Here is a 15,984-nt window from a genome sequence, read left to right as displayed (position 1 = left end):
GCCGGTCTTCCCCCGGCCCCCACCATGGAGCCTTGCCATGACACCTGCCTCTGAAGTGAAAGTCTGGGATCCCCTCATCCGGGTATTTCACTGGGCGACCGTCACCCTCTGCCTGCTCAACTTCTTCGTGCTGGAAGAGGGCAGCAAACCCCACAGATATGCTGGCTACGCGGTGGGCATCCTGCTCATCATCCGCCTGCTGTGGGGACTGGTCGGCCCCCATTACGCCCGCTTCGGCCAGTGGTGGCCAACCCCTGCCCGGGTCCGCTACTACCTGCGCCAGCTCGCCCAGGGGCGCCACCCCTACTACCTCGGCCACAATCCGGTCGGCTCCCTGATGATCTGGTTGCTGCTGTTGTCCCTGGTCGGGACCGTCGTCACCGGCTGGCTCACCACCTGGGATGCCTTCTGGGGCGAGGAGTGGCTGGAGGAGCTGCACGGCATCATCGCCAACACCCTGATGGCCGCCGTTAGCATCCATGCGGCCGTGGTACTCCTGACCGATCGCCTCACCCGCAGCGATTTGGTCCGCGCCATGGTGCTGGGCAAAAAGCGGGTCCCCGCCAACATCAAGGTGGAAGACCCCCGCGCTTGATGGCCGGGCTGCCGACCAGTCCCCTCCTCTGCTCACCCGCTCATCTGCCCAAAAAAGACCCCCTGCCAAGGCAGGGGGTCGTCATGAGCAGCGCGGGGGGAGGACCTAGATCATCACACCGGCGATAACGGCGGAGAGCAGGCTCACCAGGGTGGAGCCATAGACCAGCTTCAAACCGAAGCGGGAAACCATGTTGCCCTTCTCTTCGTTGAGCGCCTTCACCGCACCGGCAATGATGCCGATGGAGCTGAAGTTGGCGAACGACACCATGAAGATGGAGAGGATGCCGACGGTGCGCGGGGAGAGCTCGGCGGTAATCTTGCCCAGATCCATCATGGCCACAAACTCGTTGGTCACCAGCTTGGTCGCCATGATGGAGCCGGCCTGCAGCGCTTCACTGCCCGGGATGCCCAGGATCCAGGCAACGGGATAGAAGATGTAGCCCATGACGTGCTGGAAGTTGACGCCAAACGCCGCCTCGAACAGGTAGTTGATGAGGGCGATCAGGGCGATGAAGCCCACCAGCATGGCACCGACGATCACCGCCACGGTGAAACCGGCCATGATGTATTCCCCCAGCATCTCGAAGAAGTTCTCCTTCTTCGGGGTATGGTGCTCGTCACCCTCGGCCAGCGCCTTGGCATCGGTCACGGTGTTGTCGGGCTCGTAGGGGTTGATGAGGGAGAGCACCACGAAGGTGCTGAACATGTTGAGTACCAGCGCGGCCACCACGTAGCGCGGCTCGATCAGCTGCATGTAGGCACCGACGATGGACATGGAGACGGTGGACATGGCCGTCGCCGCCAGGGTGTACATCTGCTTCTCGTTCAGGTGCGGCAGTATGTTCTTGAGGGCGATGAAGTTCTCGGACTGACCGACGATCATGGAGCTGATGGCGTTGAAGGACTCCAGCTTGCCCATGCCGTTGATCCTGGCCAGCACGGTGCCGATGCCACGAATGACGATGGGCAGCAGACGGATGTACTGCAAAATGCCGATCAACACGGAGATGAAGACGATGGGCATCAGCACCATCAGGAAGAAGGAGAAGGCCCCTTCGTTGACCAGACCGCCGAACACGAAGTCGGTCCCCTGCTTGGCAAACTCCATCAGCTTGGTGAAGCCGGCGGCAAAGCCACCCACCACCGCCAGACCCACTTCGGAGTTGAGCATGAACCAGGCGAGCGCCACTTCCACCACCAGCAGCTGGCCGATGTAACGCAGCTTGATCTGTTTCCAGTTGCGGCGGTTTGCCAGCAACGCCAATGCCAGGACCATCACGAGTCCGAGCACGAAATGAACGTATTCCATACCTCAGAGATCCCCTCATTTTTAGAGACTCAAATAATTCCAAGTGTGCGGGTATATAAGCGGTGTTGCTTCAGGTAGTAGATAAATTTATCCATCAACAAGACCGCATTGGCTTCTTTCATTTTAGGCAGCAACTGGTAATAGATGACCCCTTGCCGAAAGAACGAATAGGTTCGGCTCTTGCTGGTATTGACCTTGATCGTTCTCTCTAGACCGACACTGTCTCCAGCCTTACCCAGCAGCGTCAGCAAGACGATGGCCAAGGCACTGAACAAAAACAGTCGGTCACGCCGGACCGGATTACTGATGTGCACATCTCCCATACCCATGCCGAATTTGTAATCTTTGATATCCCGAAAACTGGTCTCGATACCCCAGCGCTGGCCGTATAGTTGCAACGCCTTGGCGGCACTCAGATCGGTCCGGTTACTGGCCAGAAACCACGCGTCTTTCATGCCACTCTTGTGACAACAATAGACCCGCTCGACAGGCTGTCGTTGCCCAGTGAGCTCCACCTCCTTGAGGGTTCGGGTGCGCCCGGTCGGCGTTAGCCAGTCGCGGGCGGGAACCTGCTCTCCACCAGAGTAACCAACCAAAATATTTCCTTTAAATCTAATGATATAGGCAAAGCCTAGCTCTTGTTCCAGGCGCTCGAACAGCTCCATGTAACCAAACCCACGGTCAGCGACTACCGTCACGAAGATACCTTCTGGCAGGGTCTGCTTGAGTTTGGTGAGCAGCTCTTTCTCATGGGCATTGCGTTGCCCTTTGAGCAACGATTTTCGATGGGTTTTCCACAGCAGCGGAGTACTGCGGCCATGGTTGGTTTGCAGGCTGATAACCAAGGTGCTGTGATCATCGGCATCGAATTCGGTCCAGTCCATGGATACCACGATCTCGGTGCGTTCACCGACCACATAGGGAACCCAATCGTCAAAGAGGCTCCAGACGTTGAGCTTGGTGTTAGTGAGCAGGCGGTCCACCTGTTTCACCGCATGTTTGCGCTCGAGACCATTGGCCAAGGAGAGACCATTCCCGATGGCGTGGATGGCCAGCGAACCGGATTCGATAACCCCGAGGGTTGCATTGGCCAGGGAAAGAACACGCTTGGCATGCATGTCCTGTCCAAATATCTCGTTGATGTGGTTGAGGATTAGATCGTGGTTAAACATGGCGATTATCTGTCGGGTATTAGCTGGTCAAGGATGGCGATCATACCTCAGAAGCCGCGCCACGCCTCGCTCATACGAGGGGATGGTTAAGATTCCATACCAGTAGCACCCATTGAATTGTTATTTTTGACCGGCGCCATCATAAAGAACTGCATATTTAAAAATCAGAGAATCATCACAATCCGCGGTAAAAATATGCATGCGAAATAATACAAACGTTTTTAAATTAATTGCCATGGCACACGATTATTAATCGTTAATGGATGAGGTTAAAAATAAATCAAAAACAATAAGTTATGCTCATTTGTTAATTTCATTCCTCATTCGTATATAGATTGAATAACGGCCATACCCCATATGGCATCCTCCGATGACTCATCTTCACCAGGACATGTTTAATTAAAAACGTTTTCTCGCCATTCATCATGATCTGGCCATGACCACCCTGTTCCATTGTACTCTTTTTACATACCGCAAGCCCGCCAACGCAGACAGAAGCCTCCATCGGCAACCCATGACACCAACCGTTCAAATATTCACCGCATCCGGCGGCACATTCTGGTATGATGCGCCCCCTTGCGCACCGCGCCCCCCCATTTCTGGTTTTCCGACATAGAGTCCTTTTGTGAACAACAGCGAATTTAGCAGCCTGAACCTCTCCTCCGCCCTGCAGGACAACCTCGCCAGCCTGGGCTATCTGCAGATGACCCCGATCCAGGCCCAGAGCCTGCCCCTGGTGCTCGACGGCAAAGATTTGATCGCCAAGGCGAAAACCGGCAGCGGCAAGACCGCGGCCTTCGGCCTGGGTCTGCTGGCCAAGCTGGACGTCAACCGGCTGGCCGTGCAGGCGCTGGTGCTCTGTCCGACCCGCGAGCTGGCGGATCAGGTGGCCACCGAGATCCGCCGTCTTGCCCGTACCCTGCCCAACGTCAAGCTGGTGACCCTGTGCGGCGGCACCCCGACCGCACCGCAATCCGCCACCCTGGGCTTTGGCGCCCACATCGCCGTCGGCACCCCGGGCCGGATCCTCAAGCACCTGGAGCAGGGCACCCTTGAGCTCGACGACCTCAAGACGCTGGTACTGGACGAAGCGGATCGCATGCTGGACATGGGCTTTGGCGAAGACATCAACCGCGTCATCAGCCACGCCCCGCGGGACCGGCAAACCCTGCTGTTCTCCGCCACCTATCCGGAAGGGATCGCCCAGATGAGCCGCGGCGTGCAGCGCAACCCGGTGGAGGTGAGCGTGGAGTCCCTGCATGAAGAGAGCGCCATCGAACAGAAGCTGTATGAAGTGCCGGCCGGCCAGCGCCTCGATGCCCTCACCTGGCTGCTCAGCCACTACCAACCGGGCTCCTGCGTGGTGTTCTGCAACACCAAGCGCGCCTGCAACGACGTGGCCGATCACCTGGCTGCCAAGGGCTTCTCGGCGCTGGCGCTGAACGGCGACCTGGAGCAGCGTGAGCGGGATCAGGTGCTGGTGCGCTTCGCCAACGGCAGCGCCACCATACTGGTCGCCACCGACGTGGCGGCCCGCGGCCTCGACATCAAGGAGCTGGGGGCCGTCATCAACTACGAGCTGACCTACGACCCCGAGGTGCATGTGCACCGCATCGGCCGTACCGGCCGCGCCGGCCAGCAGGGCCTGGCCCTGAGCCTCTACCAGCCGAACGAGGCCCAGCGCGTCAACTTCATCGAGGAGTACCAGCAGGCCCCCATTCCCCAGGGCGACCTGGCCGGGATCGGCCGCGACATCAAGCCGATCGCGCCGCAGATGGTGACCCTCTCCATCGATGCGGGCCGCAAGAGCAAGGTGCGTGCCGGTGACATCCTCGGCGCCCTGACCGGCGAAGGCGGCATTGCCGGGGCCGATGTGGGCAAGATCCAGATTTCCGAGCAGTACTCCTACGTGGCGGTGAAGCGCCAGGTGGCGAGCGCCGCCCTCAAGCGGTTGCAGGAAGGCAAGATCAAGGGGCGCAGCTACCGTGCCCGCAAACTGGGCTAAGGTATTTCACACGCCCGGCCAGACCACAGGCGCCTGACAGGCGCCTGTTTCATATCATTCGCCGCCATGCGGCAAGACAGGTGACATGACCCAAGCAATCCAGAGCGATGTGAGCTGCCAGAACTGCGAAGCCTGCTGCTGCCGCCTCGAGGTGATGCTCTTCACCGACACCGGCGTGCCGGACCGCTATATCGAGGAGCGGGAAGGAGAAGTGCCCGTGATGCACAGACTGGAAGATGGCTGGTGCGCCGCCCTCGACCGCAACACCATGATGTGTCGCATCTACGAGGTGCGGCCGCTGATCTGCCGTGAATTCGAGATGGGGGAGCCCGACTGCCTCGACGAGCGGGACAAGTGGTTCATCAGGCTGGAGTAACCGGGGTGTTCAACCCGTGCTGACGTGGCTCTCCTTGCCTTGCAGCCCCTCGAGGCGCTGTGTCAGCCAGTGGATGGCCTGCGCTTCCTCCTCGAAATAGCGCACCTCCTGAAAGGGAAGCTCGCTGAAAACGTGATCCGCCAGATAACGTTTGAAATCCCCGATCATGACCACCGCCAGAAAGGCGCAGCCATGGGTGGCGCACCAGTTGAACTGGCGACGAAAACGGGCCAGCACCTCGGGGCCGGCGGCCTCGAACTCGGTCGCGACCTCGACGATGCCCCAGGGGGCTCCCTGCAAACGGCTTATCTGCTGGCTGAACTTGCCCTCATAGGCCATGGCGCCTGCCAGGTTGAAAGGGCCGCTCGGCCGACAGATCAGCAGTTGCCCTTGTCGCTGCATCTCAAAATGGCCGTGTGCTTGCACGTTCACCTCCTGCCTTGAGTCCTTCGCTGCGGCTGATATGCCCTGTGTTGCCACAAAGTAAGAATTTATCCCCGAAAAGTCCATGAAGCTCCCCGCATTGTGAACGGAAAGCGCCATTCAACCCCCGCTTTTACCCCGGTGGCGGAATGTACATTTCCTCGACATGTTCTGTTGCAGTTAACAAAACGTTGCTGCTATTATCCGCGCCATTCAAAACATTCCACCTACTGAAACCTTTTGGCGTTCACCCAGGGATCAACGATGAAGCAACAAGACGCAAGTTATTACCAACGGATCTGGCGCTGGCATTTCTATGCCGGTCTCTTCGTCGCCCCCTTCCTGATCCTGCTCTCCCTCACCGGCATCGTCTATCTGTTCAAACCGCAGCTGGACAACCTGCTCTACCCCGAGCTGATGAAGGTGACGCCCGCCACCCAGACCCTGAGTGCCGACCAGCTGCTGGCCAAGGCAACCATCGCCATGCCGGACGCCAGCCTGCGCAAATACCTGCCCCCGGTGGCAGCGGACGCGAGCGCCCAGATAGTCGTGATGCGTGAAGGGCAGGAGCTGACCCTCTTCATGGATCCCGCGAACGGCGCCCTGCTCGGCACCATGGACAACAAGTGGAACCTGCAGGCGGTGGCGCGTGCTCTCCATGCGGAGCTGATGCTTGGCACCACGGGAGATCGCCTGATCGAGCTGGCCGCAGGCTGGGGAATCGTGCTCCTCGTCAGCGGACTCTATCTCTGGTGGCCCCGCAAGGGACCGGGTGTGGGGGGCATCCTCTGGCCGAGAATGCACCAGCGCGGCCGTCTCTGGTGGCGTGATCTGCACGCCGTGGTCGGCTTCTGGGGCGCAGGTTTCCTGCTGCTGCTGCTGCTGACGGGCATGACCTGGACCGGTTTCTGGGGCGGCCAGTTCGCCGATGTCTGGAACCGCTTCCCTGCGGCCATGTGGAACGAGGTGCCCAAGTCGGCCCCCCTCACCCGCAGCCTCAACCAGGCTCACGAACAGACCGTCTCCTGGGGGGCCGAGACCCTGCCCATGCCGAGCTCCCAACCCACGGCAGAGAGCCATGATCACAGCGCCATGACCCATGGCGGCGGACACGAGGGCAGGGTCATGGCCAGCCATCGCATTCCGCTGCAACAGGTGGTCGACATCGCCAGCGAGCGGGGGGTCAACCCGGGTTACAGCATCACCCCCCCGGTCGGTGAAACCGGCGCCTATACCATCGCCATCTTTGCCGATGATCCCCGCAACGACGCCACCCTGCACATCGACCAATACAGCGGCAAGGTGCTGGTCGACGTGCGTTGGCAGGATTACGGCCCGGTCGCCAAGACGGTGGAAACCGGCGTCATGCTGCACATGGGCAAGCTCTACGGCTGGCCGCACCAGCTCGTCATGCTGCTCGTCTGCCTGATGATTCTGGCAAGCTCGGTGAGCGGGCTCTGGATCTGGTGGAGCCGCCGTCCCAGTGGTCGCCTCGCCGCCCCGCCCCTGCCCGCCAAGTTGCCTCCCATGGGCGGTGCCATCGCGGTGCTGGTCGTGCTCGGGATCTGCTTCCCGCTGGTGGGGGCCTCCATGGTTGCCATCTGGCTGCTGGACAGTCTCTTCTTCTCTCGCCGCACGGCCGTGGCCCAGGCAAGCTGACCCGTCAGGGGCAAGCCCGCCTCATGCACACGAGGGCACCCTGTCGGGGGCCCTCGTCGTCTGCATCACCTGTCATCATCCTTCGCCTGGCGGCATGCGCCTCCCCTGGCGCTCATCACATCGGTCTGATGAAACAACAACGTGTCGACACATCAGCAAAAAGGGCTCCCGTTCGGGAGCCCTTTTCATTGCCAAACGCGTCGGCCTCAGGTGAGCGCCAGCCCGGCGGAGAGCAGCAGGCTGAACAGAAATGCGCTGATGGCGGTCTTCTTGAGGGCGCCGGTCAGCACCTCGCCATCGAAACTCTCTCGCAGGGTACGGGCGGCATCGGTGAGGGGCTTCATGGCGGGCAGGAAGATCCAGGGCCAGAGGCTCGCAGGCTGGGTCAGCAGGAAGGCGATGGTCGCCAGCAGCGCAGCCCCCAGCAAGACCCAGTGATAGGCGATGGCCCGGTTGCGGCCAAGGCGTACCGCCAGGGTGATCTTGCCGCTGGCGGCATCGGTCTCGATGTCCCGCACGTTGTTGATGTTGAGCACGGCAGTCGCCAGCAGGCCGCAGGCGGTGGCGGGCAGCAACAGGTCCCACTCCAGGCGATGGGTGAAGAGGTAGTAGGAGCCGAGCACCCCCAGCAGGCCGAAGAACAGGAACACCGAGATGTCCCCGAAGCCGCGATAGCCGTAGGGGCTCTTGCCCACCGTGTAGGTGATGGCCGCGACGATGGCCGCTCCCCCCAGCAGGATGAACGTCAGGATCTGCTGCCACGCCTCCCCGAAGGCGCAGACCAGCAGGGAGAGGCCGCTCACCACGGCCGCCAGGGCGGTCAGCCCCATGGCCACACACATCTGGTGCCGGGTGATGAGGCCGGAAACCACGGCGCGCTGGGGACCGATCCGCTCCCCGTTGTCGGCACCGGAGACCGCATCGCCATAGTCGTTGGCCAGATTGGAGAGAATTTGCAGCAAGATGGCGGTCAGCAGGGAGAGCCCCATGATGGTGCCGTCGAACGCTCCCCGGCTGGCTGCCAGCCCCGAGCCCAGCAAGATGGAGGAGCACGCCAGGGGCAGAGTTCGCAAACGCGCCGCCAGCAACCAAACAGAGAAGGTATTTGTCATATTGTGATGGCCAAACAATCAGATATTGATCGTGTTAAGGGTTATCGAACCGGATTTAGGTATACTTGGCTGCGCGGGGGCGTCGGCTCCCCCGGGCAATTTACATGGACGAATGGGCAGATAATATATAGGAAATCGTCGCCCTTTGGCATCAACCTGCGCCATCCTCCCCCGGAGCGATCGCGATTATCCGGCTCAGACTAGACATCCATGTTGGCTCAGACCCACCTCAAACAACAACTGGACGCCCTGCGTCACAGCACTGTCAGCGGTTTCGTGCGACTGCGCGTGGCCGCTCACGTCGACGTCTTTCCCGGCTGGTTGGCGGCCCAGACGCTCTACCCCCGCATCTATTGGCACGCCAGAGGGCAACAGAGCCCCGAGTACGTGGCGCTTGGCGCCATTCACGAGCTGACCCGGCCGGAGGATATCCAGCGGGTCTGCGACCTTGCCGGCACGGCCAGTGAAGACAGCCCTCGCTACTACGGTGGCCTGGCGTTCGACCCGGATCTGCCCGGCTGGCAGGGGTTTGGCCCCTGCCGCTTCGTGCTGCCCCGTATCGAGCTGGTACGCCGGGGGGAGTGCACCAGCCTCTGCCTCAATCTCTGGCTGCCCGCTCGGGAAGAGGGTCACGCATTCGAAGCCGAACTCTGCGCCGCCGAGGCGGCGCTCGATGCCCTGCAACCCGAGGCCCCTCTGCCCGCCCTGCAGAAGCGGCCATGGCAGCGCCAGGACCTGCCGGGCCCTGCCCAGTGGCAGACCCTGGTGGAGCAGGTCACGGCCCCCGACTTCCAGGCCCGCACCCCCAAGGTGGTGCTGTCGCGGGAGAGCCTGCTCCAGAGCGAGGCGCACGATGCGCCCCTCTGCCCCTGGTCCCTGCTGACACAGTGGGCCCGCCACGCCCAGGAGTGCTTCCACTTCGGCTTTCAGTTCTCCCCCGAGCAGAGCTTCATCTCCTGCTCCCCCGAGCGCCTCTACCGCCGGGAGAAGGGCCACCTCTTTACCGAGGCGCTGGCAGGCACCATTCGCCGTTCCGGGGATGAGGCGACCGACGCGGCCCTGGCCGCCGAGCTGCTGGCCGACAGCAAGAACCGGCTGGAGAACCGGCTGGTTCATGCCGACATTCTCAGCCGCCTGGCCCCCCTCACGACCGATGCCACCCTGACCGAGCCGCGCATTCTGAAATTGCGGCTGCTGCAACACCTCAAGTGCGACATCGAAGCCGAGCTCAAACCCGGCGTCTGCGACTGGCAACTGCTGGCTGCCCTGCACCCCACTCCCGCCGTGGGGGGCGCCCCCCGCGAGGCGGCGCTCGCCTTCATCCGTGAATGCGAGCCCCATGATCGCGGCTGGTATGCCGGTGCCTGTGGCATGCTGAGCCGGGAGACCTCGGAGTTCTCCGTCGCCATTCGCAGCGCCCGGATCAGGGGCCCGCGCATCAGCCTGTTCGCCGGTGCCGGCATAGTGGCGGGATCGGAGCCCGCCGCCGAGTGGGCCGAACTCGACAACAAGATCGCCAACGTGCTCTCCCTGCTGGGATAGCGTTTCTCACCGACTCCTCACTGCGAGAGCTTCATGTCCGCCAGCCACGTGTCCGCGCATCACGCCTTTGCCAGCCATCACGCCACCTTCAATCATGTCTGGTCCTCCCTCTTGCTGGAAGAGCTCTTTCGCCTCGGCGTGCGTGACATCGCCCTGGCCTCCGGATCCCGCTCGGCGCCGCTCACCATGGCCGCCGCAGCCCACCCGGGCTTTCGCCGCCATCTGCACTTCGACGAGCGGGGTCTGGGCTTCATGGCGCTGGGGCTGGCCAAGGGGAGCGGCCGCCCGGTGGCGGTCATCATGACCTCGGGCACTGCGGTGGCCAACCTCTGGCCCGCGGTGGCGGAAGCCCAGCTCACCGGGGTCCCGCTCATCATTCTCTCTGCCGACAGGCCACCCGAGCTCATCGACAACGGGGCCAACCAGGCCATTGATCAGCCGGGGATCTTCGGTCGCTACCCCGTCTATCAGCAAAATCTGCCGAGCCCCACTCCCGCCATTCCGGCGGCCTTCGTGCTGAGCTCGGTGGATCAGGCCCTGGCCCGACAGGCGCACACCCCGGGGCCGGTGCACTTCAACTGCATGTACCCCGAGCCCCTCTACCCCGGCGACCACTACCTGGACTTTGCCGACTACCTGGCGCCTCTCGGCGACTGGCTGCACTCGGCCAAGCCCTGGAGCCCCTGGCTGGCTGGCGAGCCAGGCTGCCCCGCCCAGCCGGACTGGGAGGAGCTGAAGGGCAAGCGCGGTGTCATCGTCGCCGGACGCATCCAGGATCCGGGGCAAGGCAAGGCGGTGGCCGAGCTGGCCGACCGCCTCGGCTGGCCCCTGCTGGCGGATCTGCAAAGCCAGATCCGCTTCGATGATCGCAACCTCGTCCACACGGATCTCGCCCTGCAACACAGCGACTTCGTGGCCGAGCTGGCCCGCGCCGAGGTACTGCTGCAATTCGGCGCCCGCCTCATCTCCAAGCGCCTCGGCCAGTTCATCAAACAACACCCCTGGCAGGATTACTGGCTGGTGGACCCGCAGCCGGCACGCCTCGACCCCGACTACCGGCTGCGTCGTCGTCTGGTGTGCGACCCCGCCGCCTTTGCGGCCGCCCATCCAATCCCCCATTCGCAGCAGCCCTGGCACCAGTTGGCCGCGCGCCAGCAGGCCATCAGCCAGCAGATCCGCACCGCCTGTGATCGCTTCTCGGAGCTCGGGGTGTGCCACCGCCTGAATCAGCTCATCCAGGGTCAGTTGTTCGTCGGCAACAGCATGCCGGCCCGGCTGATGGACATGCTGGGCGAAGCGGGCAAGGGCCCCAGCCGGGTGATGACCAACCGCGGCGCCTCCGGCATCGATGGCCTTATCGCCACCGCATACGGCTTCGCACAGTCGGTCCCGCCTGACAGTCGCGAGCCCACCACCCTGCTGCTCGGGGATCTCAGCGCCCTGCACGATCTCAACAGCCTGGCGCTGCTCGGCAAGGGGAGCCGCCCCCTGGTGGTGATCCTGCTCAACAACGACGGCGGCAGCATCTTCCGCATGCTGCCTGTGCCCACCCAGGACGCCCTGCTGGAGACCTACTACTGCCTGCCCCACGGCCTGCACTTCGAGCACGCCGCCGCCATGTTTGGCCTGCACTACCGGGCCCCCACCACCCTCGACGCATTTGAGCAGGACTATGCCGCAGCCCTGAAAAACGGGGTAACCCTGATTGAAATCAAGGTACCGAGCAGTGAAGTCGCCGAGGATCTCAAAGCACTGGGAGCCGCTATCCGTGGTCTCTGATCCCGCCGCGCCGCTGGTGCTGCTGCACGGCCTGCTGGGGGACGCCGACGACTGGCGACCTGTCATCCAGACCCTGCCCGACGTCCCGTGCCATGCCCTGGATCTGCCGGGCCACGGCCGCAACCGGGCACTGCGGGTGAGCGGCTTTGACGAGGCCCATCGCTGGCTCTGCGACGAGCTGGCCGCACGGGATATCGCCCACTACCGGCTGGTGGGGTATTCGCTGGGGGGGCGGCTCGCGCTTCATCACGCCAGCCACACCCCGGCGGGGTTGCAGGCCCTGCTGCTGGAGAACTGCCACCCCGGGCTGCCTGCCGGTGAGCGTCCGGCCCGCATCGCTCACGATGAAGCCTGGGCCCGGCGTTTCGAGTGCGAGCCCCTGACCCGGGTGCTTGCCGACTGGTACCGCCAGGGCGTCTTCGCCGACCTGGACGACGATGCCCGCATCCGCCAGGCCGCACGCCGCCTTGGCAACGACGGCAAGGCCGTGGCCGCCATGCTGAGGGCCACGTCCCTGGGGCGGCAGCCGGATCTCGCCCCCTGGCTTCGGGATACCCGGCTGCCGGTGCAGTGGGTCTCCGGCAACCGGGATCACAAATTCCATGCCCTCGCTTGCCAGTTGGTAAAGCAAGGCTGCAATATCAAACACTTGGCTCTGGATGGCGGACACAATCTGCACACAAGCCAGCCCGATACCTTTGCCCGGCTCCTGCGGGAGTGGGCTCACCAACCAGAAGAGAAGATCCATGATTGAAGCAATGACGGAAGCCGAGCTCTATGCCCCTGTCGAGTGGCACGACTGCTCCGCCGGTTACGAGGACATCCTCTATCACAAGTCCCCAGAGGGCATTGCCAAGATCACCATCAACCGTCCCCAGGTGCGCAACGCCTTCCGCCCCCGTACCGTGAAAGAGATGCTGCAAGCCCTGGCCGATGCCCGCTACGACGACAAGGTCGGCTCCATCATCCTCACCGGCTTCGGCGAGAAGGCCTTCTGCGCCGGCGGCGACCAGAAGATCCGCGGCGACTACGGTGGCTACCAGGACGATGAAGGCACCCATCACCTCAACGTGCTCGACTTCCAGCGTGACATCCGTACCTGCCCCAAACCCGTGGTGGCCATGGTGGCTGGCTACGCCGTCGGTGGCGGCCACGTGCTGCACATGATGTGCGACCTGACCATCGCCGCCGACAACGCCCAGTTCGGCCAGACCGGCCCCAAGGTGGGCTCCTTCGACGGCGGCTGGGGCGCCTCCTACATGGCCCGCATCGTCGGCCAGAAGAAGGCTCGGGAGATCTGGTTCCTCTGCCGCCTCTACGACGCCAAACAGGCCCTCGACATGGGGCTGGTCAACACCGTCGTGCCCCTGGCCGAGCTGGAGCGTGAAACCGTGCGCTGGTGCCGCGAGATGCTGCAACACAGCCCCATGGCTCTGCGCTGCCTGAAGGCGGCCCTCAACGCCGACTGCGACGGCCAGGCCGGTTTGCAGGAGCTGGCAGGCAATGCCACCATGCTGTTCTACATGACCGAAGAGGGTCAGGAAGGGCGCAACGCATTCAACGAGAAACGCCGTCCCGACTTCTCCAAATACAAGCGGAATCCCTGATGACACTCGCCCTCTACCGCTACCAACTGCCCTTTACCCAGCCCCTGGCCTTTCACGGTCAGTTGCAGGTAGCGCGCGAGGGCCTGCTGGTACGCATCGACGATGGCTGGGGGGAGATAGCCCCCCTGCCAGGATTTTCCAAAGAGACCCTGGCCGACGCCCAGGCCGAGGCCCTCGACTGTCTGGCGCAGCTGGCGCGGGGACAGACCCCGACGCCACAGCTGCCCTCGGTGCAGTTCGGGCTCGACTGCGCCCGTCGTAGCTGGCCCGAGCAGGGTGCCCCCCTGCCCGAGCCCTATCCGCTGATCCAGGGCTCCCCCCAGGAGCTGCTCAAGAACTGGAAGCAGTGGCTGCACGAGACACCCCTCAAGGCCAAGCTGAAGGTAGCCCGCTACCCCATGCGCGACGAGCTGGCGCTGATCCGGCTGCTGCTCGATCGGCGCCCCAACCTCAAGCTGGTCCTGGACGCCAACCAGGGCTGGACCCGCGAGGAGGCCTGGGCCTTCTGCGGCCACCTGGATCCTAATCGCATCGAATACCTCGAAGATCTGTGCGCCGACTTCGAGGACATCGCCTTCGTCGCCAGCCACACCGGCATGCCGGTGGCGCTGGACGAACTGCTGGCTCAGGGCAAACCCTGGGAGCCCATCCCGCAACTGCGCGCCCTGGTGCTCAAGCCGACCCTGCTCGGCGCCCTCGCCAACAGCGAGGCCCTGGTAGCCCGCGCTCGCGAACTGAAGCTCAAGGTGATCGTCTCTTCCTGTTTCGAGTCCGGTCTCGGCCTCGGCCAGCTCGCCCGCCTCGCAGGGGAGTGGGCGCCGGATCAGGCCCCTGGCCTCGATACCCGCCGCTGGCTGGCCAGGGATCTGCTGGACAAGCAAGGGCAACCCGATCCGGGCAGGATGGACCCCCTGTTTCACCGTGACTGACCCATGGTGACCCGTCAGATCCCACGGCAGGAAACCTGCCCGGTACGACGCTGGGCGACACTGGCCCCTCATCGCATTGCCATCCACAGCGGGGAGCCTCTTAGCTACCAGCGCCTCGACCTGCGCCTCAACAACCTGTGCAATCAGCTCGCCCGGGCCGGGCTGGAACGAGGAGATCATCTCGCCGCCGTGGTGCGCGGCGCCCTGGAGGATGTGTTGCTGGCCTGGGCCTGCGTGCGCAGCGGCATCGTCTTCTGCCCCCTCAATCCCGCCTTTCCGGCAACCAGACACAGCGAACTGGCGAGCCAGCTCGAGGCCCGGGCATTCTGGTCGGCAGGCGAGATCCCGGCGGGCGACTGGCAAGCCCTCAGCCTCGACTTCACGGGCGAGCTGGCCGCAGATGGGGAGTCCCCGCTGGTACCCGACCAGCCGAACAACATGATCCTCACCTCGGGATCCAGCGGTACCCCCAAGGCGGTGGTCCACCGCCTCGCCAACCACCTCACCTCGGCTCGGGGTTCCGCCACCCTGATCCCCCTGGACGAAGCCTGTGGCTGGCTGCTCTCCCTGCCACTGTTTCACGTCGGCGGTTACGCTATCCTGTTTCGGGTCTTCCTGGCGGGAGCCGCCCTGGTGCTGGACGATCGCACCCGGCCCCTCAAGGCGCGGCTCGAGGATCAGCCCATCACCCACCTCTCGCTGGTGCCGACCCAGCTCTGGCGCCTGCTGGCACAGGGGTTCGACCCATCCCGCACCCGGGTGCGAGAGCTGCTGCTCGGTGGCGCCGCCATCCCGGCGCCCCTGGTCAACCGGCTGACCGCTCTGGGGCTGGAGCCCAAGGTGAGCTATGGCCTCTCCGAGATGGGCAGCCAGGTCTGCACCGGGCAACCCTGCGCCGCCGGCGTGGTGGGTCGCCCGCTGCCGGGGCGGGAGGTCTGCATCCGCCAGGGGGAGATCTGCGTGCGCGGTGAGACCCTGTTTGCCGGCTATTTCAGGGAGGGCGAGCTGGTGCGCCCCCTCGATGAAGAGGGTTGGTTCCACACCCGGGACAAGGGCCGCCTCACTCCGGGGGGCGATCTGGTGGTGGAGGGGCGGCTCGACAACCTCTTCATCTCGGGAGGGGAGAACATCCAGCCCGAGACCATAGAGCAGCGGCTGGTGGATCACCCCGCCGTGGCCCAGGCCCTGGTGGTGCCGGTGCCGAGCGACGAGTGGGGGCATAGGCCCGCCGCCTTCATCGACTGGCATGGCGAACCGGCCTCCCCTGCCGAACTGGCCGCCTGGATCAGGGTGTCGTTACCCGGCTTCATGGTGCCGGACCAGTGGCATCCCTGGCCGGATCTCGGCGGCAATCTGAAACCCTCCCGCACCCTGCTCGCCCGCAGTTTGCGACAAGAGGAGTGACGCCTCCCCCATATGGGGCGGAGTCCTTGCTATCAACACAGCCCCTTTTGGGGCTGTTTTTGTGTTGTTT

General features: G+C 63.6%; 14 protein-coding genes. 10 read left to right on the top strand and 4 right to left on the bottom strand.

The genetic code is table 11. From position 1 onward, the window contains the following. Positions 1-37 precede the first annotated feature (37 nt). Positions 38-595 (top strand): cytochrome b/b6 domain-containing protein, encoded by a 558-nt coding sequence (locus ACPW74_RS22390; RefSeq protein ID WP_041212284.1) that lies wholly within the window; start codon positions 38-40, stop codon positions 593-595. A gap of 105 nt (positions 596-700) precedes the next feature. Here ACPW74_RS22390 and ACPW74_RS22385 read toward each other — a convergent pair whose 3' ends face one another. Beyond that, the gene (locus ACPW74_RS22385; protein WP_279981043.1) at positions 701-1,906 is read right to left on the bottom strand and encodes a NupC/NupG family nucleoside CNT transporter; all 1,206 of its coding nucleotides are present in this window, start codon (positions 1,904-1,906) and stop codon (positions 701-703) included. 29 nt (positions 1,907-1,935) lie between these two features. Then, a complete protein-coding gene (locus ACPW74_RS22380) occupies positions 1,936-3,078 on the bottom strand; it encodes an IS4 family transposase (RefSeq protein WP_041205622.1) in 1,143 nt (380 codons plus the stop codon). Between the two features lie 625 nt (positions 3,079-3,703). Here ACPW74_RS22380 and dbpA point away from each other — a divergent pair. Then, a complete protein-coding gene (gene dbpA / locus ACPW74_RS22375) occupies positions 3,704-5,083 on the top strand; it encodes an ATP-dependent RNA helicase DbpA (protein ID WP_039039771.1) in 1,380 nt (459 codons plus the stop codon). A gap of 85 nt (positions 5,084-5,168) precedes the next feature. Next, entirely contained in the window at positions 5,169-5,459 is a 291-nt protein-coding gene (locus ACPW74_RS22370) for a YkgJ family cysteine cluster protein (protein ID WP_039039772.1), read from the top strand. A 9-nt stretch (positions 5,460-5,468) separates the two neighbouring features. Here ACPW74_RS22370 and ACPW74_RS22365 read toward each other — a convergent pair whose 3' ends face one another. Continuing rightward, a complete protein-coding gene (locus tag ACPW74_RS22365; protein ID WP_234921969.1) occupies positions 5,469-5,861 on the bottom strand; it encodes a hypothetical protein in 393 nt (130 codons plus the stop codon). Between the two features lie 285 nt (positions 5,862-6,146). Between ACPW74_RS22365 and ACPW74_RS22360 the strand changes: the two genes are divergently transcribed. Further along, positions 6,147-7,541 carry a PepSY-associated TM helix domain-containing protein gene (locus ACPW74_RS22360; protein WP_279981042.1) on the top strand — a complete coding sequence of 465 codons (1,395 nt, stop codon included), beginning with the start codon at positions 6,147-6,149 and terminating at the stop codon, positions 7,539-7,541. Between the two features lie 206 nt (positions 7,542-7,747). Here the strand turns inward: ACPW74_RS22360 and ACPW74_RS22355 are convergent, their stop codons facing one another. Continuing rightward, complete coding sequence (locus ACPW74_RS22355; RefSeq protein ID WP_039039775.1) at positions 7,748-8,653, bottom strand: 1,4-dihydroxy-2-naphthoate polyprenyltransferase; 906 nt, start codon at positions 8,651-8,653, stop codon at positions 7,748-7,750. Positions 8,654-8,863: 210 nt separating this feature from the next. Here ACPW74_RS22355 and ACPW74_RS22350 point away from each other — a divergent pair, with 210 nt between their 5' ends. Genes ACPW74_RS22350 through menE form a run of 6 tightly spaced genes read left to right on the top strand, consistent with a single transcriptional unit; the run spans position 8,864 to position 15,914 of the window. Beyond that, a complete protein-coding gene (locus tag ACPW74_RS22350; RefSeq protein WP_043154006.1) occupies positions 8,864-10,195 on the top strand; it encodes an isochorismate synthase in 1,332 nt (443 codons plus the stop codon). 33 nt (positions 10,196-10,228) lie between these two features. Continuing rightward, positions 10,229-11,974, top strand: a complete 1,746-nt coding sequence (gene menD, locus ACPW74_RS22345; protein ID WP_279981041.1) for a 2-succinyl-5-enolpyruvyl-6-hydroxy-3-cyclohexene-1-carboxylic-acid synthase — start codon at positions 10,229-10,231, stop codon at positions 11,972-11,974. After that, entirely contained in the window at positions 11,964-12,728 is a 765-nt protein-coding gene (gene menH, locus ACPW74_RS22340) for a 2-succinyl-6-hydroxy-2,4-cyclohexadiene-1-carboxylate synthase (protein WP_041212278.1), read from the top strand. The genes menD and menH overlap by 11 nt, the downstream gene beginning before the upstream one ends. Further along, the gene (gene menB, locus ACPW74_RS22335; RefSeq protein ID WP_041212277.1) at positions 12,721-13,581 is read left to right on the top strand and encodes a 1,4-dihydroxy-2-naphthoyl-CoA synthase; all 861 of its coding nucleotides are present in this window, start codon (positions 12,721-12,723) and stop codon (positions 13,579-13,581) included. Before menH ends, menB begins: the two co-directional genes overlap by 8 nt. After that, entirely contained in the window at positions 13,581-14,510 is a 930-nt protein-coding gene (gene menC, locus ACPW74_RS22330) for an o-succinylbenzoate synthase (protein WP_104451956.1), read from the top strand. The genes menB and menC overlap by 1 nt, the downstream gene beginning before the upstream one ends. 3 nt (positions 14,511-14,513) lie before the next feature. Next, on the top strand, positions 14,514-15,914 hold the full coding sequence (gene menE / locus ACPW74_RS22325) for an o-succinylbenzoate--CoA ligase (RefSeq protein WP_279981039.1): 1,401 nt from the start codon (positions 14,514-14,516) through the stop codon (positions 15,912-15,914). Positions 15,915-15,984 lie beyond the last annotated feature (70 nt).

The organism is Aeromonas sp. INTO2 (assembly GCF_049860605.1).
GTDB classification, from domain to species: Bacteria; Pseudomonadota; Gammaproteobacteria; order Enterobacterales; family Aeromonadaceae; genus Aeromonas; species Aeromonas caviae.
Note: the sequence above shows the minus strand (reverse complement) of the source record. Positions and strands in the feature narration are given on the sequence as shown.